This window comes from Blastocatellia bacterium (genome assembly GCA_016713405.1).
Classification (GTDB): domain Bacteria; phylum Acidobacteriota; class Blastocatellia; order Chloracidobacteriales; family JADJPF01; genus JADJPF01.
This window is the reverse complement of the sequence record JADJPF010000024.1, coordinates 244214-256747: the sequence shown is the minus strand read 5'-3', so window position 1 is coordinate 256747 and position 12534 is coordinate 244214. Positions and strand designations below refer to the sequence as shown.

Below are 12534 nucleotides of genomic sequence, written 5' to 3'. Positions count from 1 at the left end.
CAGGTGAAACATAGAAGTTTCTAAATAAATTAGCGCATCTTTTTTTTTTTAGCTTGCTCCGCTACTACAATTGCTTCCTGATGTGAAGTATTAAAGCCCATATGATAGAGGACAACAGGCACAGTAGGAAATTTTTTTGCAGCCTCATAAATTACACTAGCTTTAGAACGGCTTGACCCTCCACAATGAAAAAGTGCTGGCACTTTATATTTTTCACATAAAGCTAAATAGGGCATTATTTCAGGAGCATTAGCAGAAAAATTATTAAAATCTGGGTGAAATTTTATTCCACAAAAATTTTTATCTCTTAAAAACTTTTCTGCTGTCTCTGCACTAGACATTTTAGCCCCAGGTTTTGCCCAAAATAATGGTTTTAACTTTGGATTAGCTTTAGCAGCCTGAAAAGATGCTTCATTTGCTGTTACTTCGTCTGAATCAGCAGTTACACCGCTAATTGAAGCACCATCAATATTAGAAATAAAGCATACTGGATTTTGTTTTCTTTTATTTCTTTTAGTAAAGTTACTAAACTTAAGTCATACCCTTAAATTCACCTATATGAGCGTGTACATCTATAATATTCGTTTCAGTAGGTTCTGCTTTTTTTAAAGCCATATAACAACTAAAAATTACTTGTATTTAACATAACAGCAAATATCATAATTGGCAGAAACAATAATAAGCGTCGCATTTGTCTTTTGGCTTGCTCCTTAAAATTATCTGCCAGGAAATTAACACGACTTTTAATAAAAAAAATAGCTGTCCAAGAAAATCACGTTTTATGTTTGGAAATTTTTATGAGTAAATTCTTTGATAAAATAGCTAAAATTCCTCGTCTAGGTGTTGGTATTTCTGGAGAGTTTGCTTCTGCAACAAAAGGAATTGATGCTTGTTGGTTACAGGAAAATTACCCTACCTTAATACATTTTTTTGAATATGGTGGCGACTTAGATCGTGGATTAGATGAACATGTCCGACGTTGGGTAAATTTAGCATTACCAACAACTTATCATTTCTTAGATATTAATATTGAAGAAAAAAGCTGATTTAACCGAGGATTGGCTAGTTTCTACAATAGAAATGGCTAAAGAAATAAATGCTGTTTGGCTTTGTGGAGATGCTGGACGCTGGCATTTTGGCTCACGTGAGCGCGGACATCAAATGCTAATGCCCCCGATTTTATGTATGGACTCAGTCTTAGAGTCAGTTGATAACATCCAAAAAATTCAAAATCAATCACAGCTTTGTTGCTTGCCAGAAAATCCACCTGCGGTTGTCTACTTAGGCGAAATGCACATTTTAGAATATTTTGCTGAAATGGCCGAGCGTGCTGACTGTGGACTACTGCTAGATTGCGCTCATTTAGCAATTTTCCAACATAGCCGAGGTCTTAGCCCATTAACAGGCTTTGACAACTACCCATTTGAACGAGTAATTGAACTCCACGTAGCAGGCGGAACATTTACAGAAACTAGCGGTTATTCATATATAAATGATGATCATAGTCCTGAGCCTATCCAAGCAACATGGGAAATCTTAGAGCATGTTGTTTCCCGCGCTCCAAACCTAAAAGCAATTGTTTATGAATGTGAACATAACAAAGCTGAAGAGTGCTTAGATAATTTTGCTAAACTTAATCAATTATTTCCTATTCAAAGAAAGGATCTTTTCCAACTAATAGCAAAATAATGAGTTATCATACATTACAACACCTAGTAGTAAGAATGCTTTTGATCCAGCTTTTGTTAACTCTGTTTATCAAAACCCTGAACAAGCTTTAGCTGACCTAAATTTAAGCGAGCAAGAAAAAAAAAACAACTACTAGCCATTGATCCTAGAGCTTGGAAACTATGACCCGCTGCGAAGACTTAGGACAATGCGCACACTAGTAGAAGAATTTAAGGTTTCTGCCACATTAGTTTTATCAGAAACGAGGCGACTATCTTTTAGAAAACTTTTTTCTAGCAAAATATTTCATCAATTTATCCAAGACCGTAAATCAATGGCTTTAGCTTTCGCTGAATATCTGTCAAATGCTTTTGCTAAAGGTGAATTAACTACACCACAACTAAATGATGTTTTAAGACTAGAAACATTAATGGCTCGTTGCAGACGAGAGTTAACTAATAAAATTCGTATACCAGCACTTCCAGAAAAATTAAATGAAAACTTACGTGTCCGTTTAATTCCTGGTGCTGATGTAGGTGCATTTCAAGCAAATACAGTAGAAACAATTCAAGCAGTAGAAAAATATCTTTTTGAAGTAAGTTTAATGCCTGCAATGGTTTTGTGTGATGATGCTCCACGACTAGAAAATTTACCTAAAGTTGAGCAAAAAAAGAAAGTTTACTTGCTTTGTTTACCTGCTGCTAACGGAGTTTCTTTAGTTGATATTGACAGGTTAGATTACCTAGTTTTAATTGAAGCCCGAACAACTTTAACAATTCAACAAATTGTTGAACGATCTTTAGCTTCAGGTGTAACACGCACTAAGGCCCAAGAAATCATTGCTACTGCTTTGGAAGAAGAAACTCTTTATCTAAATTAATTATACGTAGGGTTGAAAGCCCATATATCCAACTTAAGAATAACTAATTAAAAATAGAGCAGTTAAAATCTTAAAGCTCTTACCCAACCATTAGTTTTGCTAATTTTATAATCTAGCGGAAAACCGTGGGGATGACCACCGCCCAGGAATGATGGTCTGACACTTTGGACATTTACCATTTTGTAAAGAAAATTGCTTAATATGATAAGCATATCGTTCAATCAGTAGTTCATTACAATTATGACACCAAGTATTTTCCCATCCTCCGACACGACCCGCAACATTACCAATATAAACATATTTTAGCCCAACTTTTTTCCTGTTTCTCCTGCTTTAATTAGTGTTTTTATATTAGTATTTTCCTTGTCAAGCATTTTGTAATCGCTATGAAAAGCTGTTAAATGCCAGGGAATAAAAGGATCTACAGAAACTAGGAATTCTGCCATTTCTTGTAGCTCTTCTTGAGAGTCATTAAAGTCAGGTATTACTAAAGTAACAATTTCTAGCCAAAACCCTCTAGCCTTTAAGCCTTGAATAGTTTCTAGCACATTAACTAGTAATCCTCCTAGTTCCCTATAATTTTTATCCCGAAAGCTTTTTAAGTCTACTTTGTAAAGGTCTACCCAAGGTTGTAAATAATCTAAAACTTCTGGCGTACCATTTCCATTAGAAACATATGCTGTCAAAAAACCTCTTTCTTTAGCTTGCTTAAAAATAGAGACTGCCCATTCACTAGTAATTAAAGGCTCATTATAAGTAGAAGTCACAGTAGAAACGCCTTCCCTTTCAGCAATATCTAGCATTTGTTCAGCAGAAATTGTTTTAGCAGGAGCTACAGCATTAGGGTCACGTAGGACTTGTGATGTAATCCAATTTTGACAGTAATCACAATGTAGGTCACATCCCAGCATACCAAAGCTTAAGGCATCTGTAGCGGGCATAGCATGAAAAAAAGGTTTTTTTTCTATTGGATCACATTGAAGCCCTGCAACATATCCCCAGGGAACATATAATTTGCCACCTTCATTAAAACGTACCTTGCAAACACCTGCTAAACCATCTGCAATACGGCAACGATGACCACAGGAGTAACAAAATACTTTATTATCAGCTAGTTGCTCATAAAGTTCGCCTTCATGAGTATATTTAGCTAAAACATCACCAATAACTTTTAATTTTGCACGTTTTTCTTCTCGTGATCCTTGATTAGATATATTAGACATAAATATTGCTCCTTAAAAACCTTTATCTATATTATTTTAGCTTAATCTCTTAAAGATTTGCCTGCAAGAAAAACGCTTAAGATCACTTAAAATTTATTTTATTCTGATCTTACGCAGTAAGAATAAGTAGTGAGAAATAAAGAGGTTAGTACCAAAGAAGTAGAAGAAATAACTCAAGAATGGATTTCATAGGGGTTTGAGGAAATAGGGTTATAAAGAAAATGTAAGTTATAGTATTATCAGGGTATTAATCAATTTTTCATACGGAAAAACCAATGACCCTGATAATGATACTTTATATGATAGCGATAATATACAGAGATACAAGGACAAATAGTGTAGAACTAGCAAGTTGGTATAAAGGAGTCAGTCATGATCAGATAAGTAGAATGCTGCAAAGTAAATGTCACTGGCCAACACTCCTGTGGCAAATATTTGCGAAAAACTAATAGGAAATATGACAAAAGGATATTTGATAATAGATGATACTGTGCTAGAAAAATACGGACAGAAGATATTTGGGGTAAGTTGGGTGTATAGTAGTAGCCTAAAGAAAACACTGCAAGGAATAAACGTCGTAATGATATTATGGACAAATGGAGTAGTGAAAGTGCCTTTAGGAATAAAAGTTTGGGTAAAAGGAAGACATAGCAAAATAGTATTAGCATCAAAAATGTTGAGATGGGCTAAAATAATGGGGTTTAAGCCCTCTTACGTATTATTTGATAGCTGGTATGCTTCCAAAAAATTCTTAAGCAAATAGAAAAATATGGATGGAAATTCATAAGTAGATTGAAAAGTAATCGAAAGTTTGCAGATAAACAATTACGTAAGCATTGGCCTTATCGCTATGGACATGGTATAGGAAAATTGTCAGGTTCTATTGAGGTTTTAGTAGTAAAAGACGGCTCTAGATTTCTCGCTAGTAATGACCTTAGCCTATCTATCCAAGATATTAAGCTTCGCTATGCTAGCCGTCAATTAATTGAAGAAACTTTCAAAGTCTTAAAATTCCAACTTGCTTGGGCTAAAAACCCTTCTCATTCCAAAACTGCTCAGATTGCTCATCTTCATCTTTGCTTGATGGCTTTTTGCTGCTTAGAAGCCGAATCTGCTTCCACTGGCTTAACTCCTTATTCCATAAGGCGTTCCTTATTTCCTGATGCTGTTCCTACACATTCCTATTTAATTCAATACTTTACACAGGCTGCGTAAGATCAGTAGGGGTGATTATACAGAGCAGCCAAAAGATTACGTTTATGCACTCTCAACCATAGATGAAGCCCTTGCCGTCAATCCAACAAATCCAGAACTGCCAATACTTTTTAACCGTGCCTTAATGTTTCAAAAGCTTTTTTTAGAGAGATTAGCACGAGAAGCATGGGAAAAGTATTTAGCCTTAGAAACCAATCCTGATTGGCAAATGGAGGGGCGCAAACATCTTGACGTGTTAAATGCACCTAGTTTTGAGCAAATCTGGGAAGCAGAAAAAACTAAGCTAGCCAACGCTATTATAAACAATGATTTAGCTACAGATAATCAAATAATTGAAAAGTACCCGCATCCTTCTCGAATGTATGCAATAGATGATTTACTCCCAGCTTGGGCAGATTTTTATTTAGGGGAAAAATTTGTAGAAGCCGAACAACAGCTTAAAATAGCTGAATTTATAGGCAGCAAACTTGTTACTTTACAAGAAGATAAGCTTGTCCAAGATATGGTTAGCACAATAATTTCTTTGCCTAAGAACGACCTAGCCGACAAAAAGCGACATGACTTAGCCATAGCACATCAATTTTACGGCAAAGCTAAGTATTTCCTTGAACGTAGCGAAGTAGATAACGCCTTACTTAATCTTAACAATGCAGCAGATATTTTTAGCAAGTTAAATGATATAGCCTCAGCCAGCCATATTTACCTTCACATAGCCCGTTGCCAAACTAGCATTAATTACTCGGAAGCATTAAATACATCAAGAAAACTATTGCCTGTAGTAAAACAAAACCAATATCCCTACTTATTAGCACGAACATATATAACCATTAGTTACATTTATCAAAACAAAGTGGAGCTTTCAAAAGCTATTGAATTTGGTCAAAAAGCTATAAAAATTTTAGAAGTTATCCAAGATTTTCCAGACACTGCAATTGCTTATTCTAATTTATGTTCAGTTTTTTCTTCTCTAAAAGACCAAGAGGAAGCCTTAAAATCTGTTTATAAAAGTCTTAAACAATTTTCAAAATCTATCAAAAGCATCCGGTATGTAAATACTTTAAGTAAACAAGGAGAACAAATATTACTGTTAGATAAGCCTGAGATTTCTATCTACTTTTATGATGAAGCCTTTCGACTAGCAATTAAAAGCAAAGAAGATATTAGTACAGTTTTATCTTTAATCAAAAAAGCTCAAATTAACCAATATTTCAACAATAAAAAAGGCTTACTGGAAGATATTAAGTTAATTAGAGAATATAAAGAAAAAAGTTTAGACAATGATTTGAAAAAATTAATAGAAGAACAAGTAAATATAATAGAAGTAAAAAGCTATCTTAATAATGAGCCAGAAAAAGCCATTTTTCTTTGTAACAGCTTAATAGAAAACTTTGAAAAAGCTAAAGATACCTACTATAAAATACAAATTTATACGTTTCGGTTTCAATCATATTTACAAATAGGAAAAGTTGATTTAGCTGAAGCAGATTTATTAATCCTGATTGGTGAGATTGAAAACCAAAGAAAAGCTATTAAAGAAGAAAATTATAGAATTTCATTTTTTGAAGAACCTATTTCTGCTTATGAAGAGTTAGCTAAACTTAAAATAAATTACAATAATGAAATAGAAGCAGCTTTTGATTATGTAGAACGTTCTCTATGTCGCACTTTGCTTGATGAAATAGAAACTTACCAAAAACCAACAAATATCTCTAAAACAATTCTTAATGGTGCAAGCGATTCTCTTACACTTGCTCAAATACAAAACCAATTACCAAAGAATATAATTCTTTTGGAATATTTGGTATTAAAAGATCAAATATTTATTTGGGCAATAAAGAATACTAGTGTTAACTTTGCAAAAGCCACTATTAATCAAACAGAACTAAATAAACTTATTGATGATTATTTAAATAGTATAGAGAAAGGTAACTCTAAAGAACAACTTAAAGGTTTTTCAGATCGTTTTTACCATCTATTAATAACACCTATTACCAGTTTTATTTCTCCAAAAGATAGTTTAGTTATTGTTCCAGATAAAGAACTTAATAAACTATCTTTTGCAGCTTTTACAAACCCTATTACTAGTAAATACTTACTAGAAGAAAATATTATTTCTTCTAATCCTAGTGCAACAATCTTTGTTAATAATCTAAAACGCGATTTACTGATATCAAAACAATCTAATAAAAAAGTTTTAATAATAGGTAATCCTACTTTTTCTAAAGAAACTTTTCCTGGCTTACGTTCTTTGTCTGGAGCAGAAAAAGAAGCTGAAAAAATAGCCCAAATATACTCACACTCTAATTCATATTTATTAAAAGAAGAAAAAGCTACCAAAAAAGAATTTGCCAGACTATCTGGTCAATTTAACACCATACATTTTGCTGGACATTCAATAGCTAATCCTAAATCCCCTTTGTATTCAGTAATGGTAATGGCACCAGAAAATAATACTGAAGAAGATACTAGCGCATTATATGCCTATGAGCTTTATGATTATAACTTTGATAAAACACAGCTTGTTGTATTAGCTGCTTGTCAAACAGCCAAAGGACAAGTAGTTAAAGGGGAAGGTACTCTTAGCATTGCACGTCCCTTTTTAGCTAAAGGAGTTCCTTCTGTTGTAGCGAGTCTTTGGAATGCCAATGACTCAGCTTCACAAGCTTTATTTGTAGAATTTCATAAACAAAGAAATTCTGGTGAAAACTTAGCTTCAGCTTTAAGAAAAGCTCAACTTTCTTTATTAAATAGTGATAACACTACTTATCATTCGCCTAAAATCTGGGCACCATTTGTTGTATTTGGTGCTAGTACTACAACCAGTAAATTTTAATCCCAAGGAGAAGAATCCAATGCCAATAAAAATAGAAGGTTTATGTGGAATAACTGTAAAAAACAATGCTTTATATGCATTGCTACCAAACTTCAAACTTCAACAACCATCTCATGATACCCAAGGAATTTTGTACCCTCATTACCCGGCGGTTTTACTACAGTATGATGCACTTACGGATACATCTAAGCAAGAAATTAAGTACACAATACATAAACCACACCCTAGAGAATATGGGCTTGTTTTGCCAAATCAAGAGGAAATCCGTTTTACATTTGCTAATGGAAGTCCAAATTTGCAAGTAGGAAATGCTAGCCTAGATTTTGTAGAAATGAAAGAAGTACATCAAGACAATAGAAGTCAAATTACATTACATTCTGATTTAGTAGATACAAATGTGAGTTTGCAAAATATTTACACTCGCCATCAAATTGACCTTGCCTCCCGAGTTCTTATAAATAAAGGTTCTTTAACAAGCGAAGAACCAACAATAGATGAGTACTCTTTTCCGGTCGTGTTATAAAAAAGTTGGCACTTATTTTATGGATCAATTTAACAAAGGGCTGCAATTGTACTACCAACTTTACTGAAACACGACCCTCTTTTCCTTATCCAAATGTTTCTAGTGATGCATACCAACAAAGAAAGAAATTTCACAATATTCTTAATGTTAATGTAACTGTTACAAGTGTAATCGTAGGTTCAACAACATATTCCTTCAAAGCTAATTCTTTTCCGGTAGTTCGCATTCAAAATCTTCCTATTACCAAAGTAGAACCTCCTCATAATGGTAAAGATTATGATTTTGAGTTAGCTTATAAACTACTACCTTCAGGAGTGCCAAAGAGAAATCCTACATTTCATAAGCAAGGATTTCCCGATATACCTGTAATCTGCCCTCTTACTTGGTTTGAAAGCTAAAACTATTAAAAAGTTGTTGAAAAGAGTGTTCAGTTAAGTCGCATTTTGATCTGAATGCTCTTCTTATTTTATTTTTTATAGGAAACCCTTTTTCTTTTAAAACACTTTTTATTTTATTTATATCTACTCTCATATCTATTCTTCCTGATTTTTGCAAATCTTCAGCAGCATTAACAATTGCATTTGCTGATTCATTAAACCCAGCATTAGGGTTACACTTAATAAGTTCATAGGATCTAAGAACAATTTTGTCTGCATCATTTGCTGCACCAACACTTTTTATTACTTCTTCACGAATCTGCCAAAGAGTTGCTGACCACAACTCACTAGCACAATGAGCAGAAAAGTGGTTCATCCTCAGATTTGGTGATAAAAGGATGTGCCAGGATAAGTAGCAGAAAAAATACAAAAAAAGTAAAAACAAATAAAAGTTAAGTAAAAAATAAATTCTGTAAAAAATAGTTATAGTAGAAAGCAAAAAAATGCTTATGAAAACTATCAAAAATTAAGTTAACCCAAAGAAAAGCTATAGTTTGTTTACAAGCCTCTGACTAAGCAAATCTAATTTAGCTCTGCCAAACATCTGTCTTTTCAATAGTTTAAGTCTATTAACTTGGCCCTCAACTTGCCCCTGACTCCATTTTAGAGTTAAGGCAGCTAGAATAGAAGGCTTTTCTTTAGATAATCCATCAGCAAAATTAACAAACTCTTTGATAGCACTATTCTTAGCATCTGTTAAAAAGCTATCTAAAGCACTAGGATTTTTTTCTCTTACCATAGAGGAAAAAGCCTGTGCTAAATTATGAACTAGTTTCATTTCTGGATTTACTTGAAACAATTTATTAATAAAAGTTTGTTGTGTAAGTGTTCTATCTGTTAGCTTTTGACCAAATAACCAAGCTGTTTGTCTTGTTGATGGTATTTCTGTGTTTGCTTTGCTATTGGTTAACGCTTTAATGTGTTCTGGCTTTTGATCACGAAATTTACTCAAATAGTTTCTTAAATTTGATTGTGAACCTTTAAAACCTTGGCTTTTTAGTTCTTCCCATAATTGTTTGGCGTTGTGACAACCTTCTAACCATCTTTTTTCCAAATACTGAGCATATTTATCTATCATACTAGGACGCGCTATGGGAGTTGACCTTTCTGGATAAGTTTGGCAATTAATATATAAACGTACTGTGCGCCTATGCATTGAAAAATGATTTGCTATAGCTCTAATACTTGCCCCCTGACTGTGTAATGCTCTTACCTCTAAATACCTCTCTACTTTCGCATCTACTTTTGCTGGCACAGGAATTGATTCTAGACTTTCTGTCTCACTTTTTGTAACTACTTGACTTGCTTGTGTTTGTTGTGACTCTTTGCCAACTTCCTTTATTGCCTGATTCCAATCTTTAGTTCTAGCCTTAAAAAATCTTTCCGTAGTTTCAGTTAAGTTTTTTAGTAAGTGAAATCTATCAGCTACTTGTATCGCTTGAGGTGCGCCTTTGTTAGCCCCATCAATATAAGCACCTGCACGATCTCTACTTATTATTTCTATTTCTGGGTGTTCTTTGAGCCATTTAGCTAATGTTTCTGCAGTGCGGTCTGCTAGTAGTGCTATTGGTCTATGGCTTTCTAAATCTACTAAAATTGTCCCATATTTTTGCCCTTTTCTTTTTGCCCAATCATCTACTCCAAGCACTCTCACAGGCTTTATCTCTTCTGTAGTAAAAGCTCTAATCCTTCTTAATAACGTATCTGGACTAACTATAATACTTAATCTCTTTGCTAAACTTGTTCCTGCTTCTCCTCCATTGGCTAATCCTATATATGATATTATTTGGTTTAGTCTCTGACTAAAACGCCCATACCTTGATACTGCTTCTACTCTTTCACAAAATATTCTTTGCTCACATCTTTGATTCAAACAGAAAAACTTTCTTACTTGAAGTATTAAGTATACTACTAGCCCAAAACACGGTAAATCCTTTATTATTCGCCTATAATTGCTATGCACTTGACTTGTTTTTTCTCCACATTTTGGACATTCTACTTTTGTCGCTATTGTACTTACTCTTAATTCTAATCCCTTATCAACCTCTTTCATTTCTTCCAATTTTAAGCCTTTTGGCACTACTGTGCTTTTTTCCATTTTTCCCTCTTTCAATTATTGTACTTTACTTGCTAGAGGGTATTATTACCTGTTTTTCCTTTTATCACCAAATCTGAGGATGAACCAGAAAAGTAGCGGCTATCGGGCTTATGAATTTCAGGATCATACTTTGTTGTAGGGTCAATTTTACGCAAACAATGTATGCTAGTATTTCTACAAGTAGAGCGACCATCACCTCGTCTCCATTCTCCAATACAGGTATATCCAATTCTAGTATCATTACACTTTTTGCCAAGGGGTGCAGTTACACTAGCCGCCAAATAGTCAGCAAAACCTTCAGCTATTGCCCCTGATTCTCCTACTTTACCAAATCCTGGTATTTGATAATCCTGAATCGCATGACCATATTCATGAACAATTATTTCTGCATCATTGCCTCCGCCTATTTTATGGTTATCAATATCAACTTCACTATTAAAAAACAAAATCCCATTGGAATAATGAGATGTACTATTAGCGTTGGCATCATAGGTAATTGGTTTTTTGTTTAAGATTTCAAAACCTAGCTTTTGTATATAACGCTGAGTATAATCAATGTAGTAATAAATCATTAGTTCTGCAAAACCATTTTTACCATAAGGAATATTTATAAAATCACTATCAATTGGTATGCGACAAATTGTCTTTTCACTAGAAGCATACTGTCCATCTAAATAACCTGAATTATTTAATCCATTTAAGGGTAAGTTCCTGTAAATTTCAGATATTCTACTTTCATCTAACAATTGTAGGTTTATGTCAACACACAAGTTGCAGCAATAGGATTTACATTAAATATTCTGGCTTTTCTTTCAATATAGTATTTATTAATATCACAAGGATTACCTAAACATAGCTTATTTTGAGCATCAATAAATACTTCCCAAGTGTTCTTGTATGTATAAATAACAAAACGCCAAGAAAGTTTAATTTCCTTGTTAAATAAAATAGATTACAAGTTCACTTTTAATATCATCTTTCATTTTATTAAAGTTAACCCTTTTTTTCACATTAAGTATTGCCTTAGCAACAGCTTTAGCTTTATTTTTTTCTTGCTCAATTTTAGAAATAATGGAATCTAACTTAATGTTAGGTAAATAAGTATTACTAACTGCTATAATTTCTGCATTCTCATTAAAACTAACTCCTACTCGCCCACCGTAAGCAATAGAAATCTTAATATCTTCAAGTAGTTTTATACCTCTGTTCAAACACGAAATGTTTTCCAACTGGGAGTCAGTACCGCATTTATCAACTACTGTTAAATCTTCAAGGTTATCTCTAAACTTAAAAGATCTTTATTTTTAGAGAAACTTTCTTGCATTTTCTTCAGAAGCAACATCAAATTTATCAAGTTTTCCAAAAACTGCTGTTGGTGTTCCTGTTGATGGATGCCAATGTATAGCAAGTTCTTCTTTGTTATGCTCGCTCTTAAACTTTTCTAAATACTTGCTTACTTCTTCGTCAGGTTCGCCTTCTACCGGCAAGTACATTTCATAAACAACAAATGGATCTTCTAAAAAGCTAAGGCTAAAAATTATGGTAAATATGCCTAAAATTATTAATCTTGAAATTAGAAATCCAGGCCGCTTTATAGCTTCTATGAAACGAGCAAACAAGTTGCTAGACATTTATAATGCCTCCTAAGTTTTTAAGT

General features: G+C 33.5%; 14 protein-coding genes and 1 pseudogene. 8 read left to right on the top strand and 7 right to left on the bottom strand.

Features of this window, described 5'->3' with window-relative positions; translation table 11 throughout:
* Nucleotides 1-29: 29 nt before the first annotated feature.
* On the bottom strand, nucleotides 30-479 hold the full coding sequence (locus IPK14_25300) for an amidohydrolase family protein (GenBank protein MBK7996564.1): 450 nt from the start codon (nucleotides 477-479) through the stop codon (nucleotides 30-32).
* Nucleotides 480-797: 318 nt separating this feature from the next.
* Between IPK14_25300 and IPK14_25295 the strand changes: the two genes are divergently transcribed.
* The 3 genes from IPK14_25295 to IPK14_25285 all read left to right on the top strand — a co-directional run bounded on the left by IPK14_25295 (nucleotide 798) and on the right by IPK14_25285 (nucleotide 2548).
* The gene (locus IPK14_25295; GenBank protein MBK7996563.1) at nucleotides 798-1046 is read left to right on the top strand and encodes a hypothetical protein; all 249 of its coding nucleotides are present in this window, start codon (nucleotides 798-800) and stop codon (nucleotides 1044-1046) included.
* Entirely contained in the window at nucleotides 1030-1689 is a 660-nt protein-coding gene (locus IPK14_25290; GenBank protein MBK7996562.1) for a DUF692 family protein, read from the top strand. The genes IPK14_25295 and IPK14_25290 overlap by 17 nt, the downstream gene beginning before the upstream one ends.
* Before the next feature lie 187 nt (nucleotides 1690-1876).
* Complete coding sequence (locus tag IPK14_25285) at nucleotides 1877-2548, top strand: hypothetical protein (GenBank protein ID MBK7996561.1); 672 nt, start codon at nucleotides 1877-1879, stop codon at nucleotides 2546-2548.
* A gap of 105 nt (nucleotides 2549-2653) precedes the next feature.
* Here IPK14_25285 and amrS read toward each other — a convergent pair.
* Nucleotides 2654-3771 (bottom strand): annotated as a pseudogene (gene amrS / locus IPK14_25280) (AmmeMemoRadiSam system radical SAM enzyme).
* Between the two features lie 403 nt (nucleotides 3772-4174).
* On the opposite strand from amrS, the gene IPK14_25275 reads away from it, so the two are divergent.
* The 5 genes from IPK14_25275 (at nucleotide 4175) to IPK14_25255 (ending at nucleotide 8740) form a co-directional block, all read left to right on the top strand.
* The gene (locus IPK14_25275) at nucleotides 4175-4534 is read left to right on the top strand and encodes a transposase (protein MBK7996560.1); all 360 of its coding nucleotides are present in this window, start codon (nucleotides 4175-4177) and stop codon (nucleotides 4532-4534) included.
* Nucleotides 4501-4986, top strand: a complete 486-nt coding sequence (locus IPK14_25270) for a transposase (GenBank protein ID MBK7996559.1) — start codon at nucleotides 4501-4503, stop codon at nucleotides 4984-4986. Before IPK14_25275 ends, IPK14_25270 begins: the two co-directional genes overlap by 34 nt.
* A gap of 124 nt (nucleotides 4987-5110) precedes the next feature.
* Nucleotides 5111-7819: a CHAT domain-containing protein gene (locus IPK14_25265; protein MBK7996558.1), complete on the top strand. Its 2709-nt coding sequence runs from the start codon at nucleotides 5111-5113 to the stop codon at nucleotides 7817-7819.
* Entirely contained in the window at nucleotides 7791-8342 is a 552-nt protein-coding gene (locus tag IPK14_25260; protein ID MBK7996557.1) for a hypothetical protein, read from the top strand. Before IPK14_25265 ends, IPK14_25260 begins: the two co-directional genes overlap by 29 nt.
* Nucleotides 8343-8347: 5 nt before the next feature.
* Nucleotides 8348-8740: a hypothetical protein gene (locus IPK14_25255; GenBank protein MBK7996556.1), complete on the top strand. Its 393-nt coding sequence runs from the start codon at nucleotides 8348-8350 to the stop codon at nucleotides 8738-8740.
* On the opposite strand, the gene IPK14_25250 is transcribed toward IPK14_25255, so the two are convergent.
* From IPK14_25250 to IPK14_25230, 5 genes are all read right to left on the bottom strand, one after another.
* Complete coding sequence (locus IPK14_25250; protein ID MBK7996555.1) at nucleotides 8721-9095, bottom strand: hypothetical protein; 375 nt, start codon at nucleotides 9093-9095, stop codon at nucleotides 8721-8723. The two genes, IPK14_25255 and IPK14_25250, sit on opposite strands and share 20 nt — an antisense overlap.
* A gap of 171 nt (nucleotides 9096-9266) precedes the next feature.
* The gene (locus IPK14_25245; GenBank protein ID MBK7996554.1) at nucleotides 9267-10877 is read right to left on the bottom strand and encodes an ISL3 family transposase; all 1611 of its coding nucleotides are present in this window, start codon (nucleotides 10875-10877) and stop codon (nucleotides 9267-9269) included.
* 32 nt (nucleotides 10878-10909) lie between these two features.
* Nucleotides 10910-11623: a M36 family metallopeptidase gene (locus tag IPK14_25240; protein ID MBK7996553.1), complete on the bottom strand. Its 714-nt coding sequence runs from the start codon at nucleotides 11621-11623 to the stop codon at nucleotides 10910-10912.
* Nucleotides 11624-11815: 192 nt separating this feature from the next.
* The gene (locus tag IPK14_25235; GenBank protein MBK7996552.1) at nucleotides 11816-12088 is read right to left on the bottom strand and encodes a hypothetical protein; all 273 of its coding nucleotides are present in this window, start codon (nucleotides 12086-12088) and stop codon (nucleotides 11816-11818) included.
* A 93-nt stretch (nucleotides 12089-12181) separates the two neighbouring features.
* Nucleotides 12182-12508 (bottom strand): hypothetical protein, encoded by a 327-nt coding sequence (locus tag IPK14_25230; protein MBK7996551.1) that lies wholly within the window; start codon nucleotides 12506-12508, stop codon nucleotides 12182-12184.
* Between the last annotated feature and the right edge of the window lie 26 nt (nucleotides 12509-12534).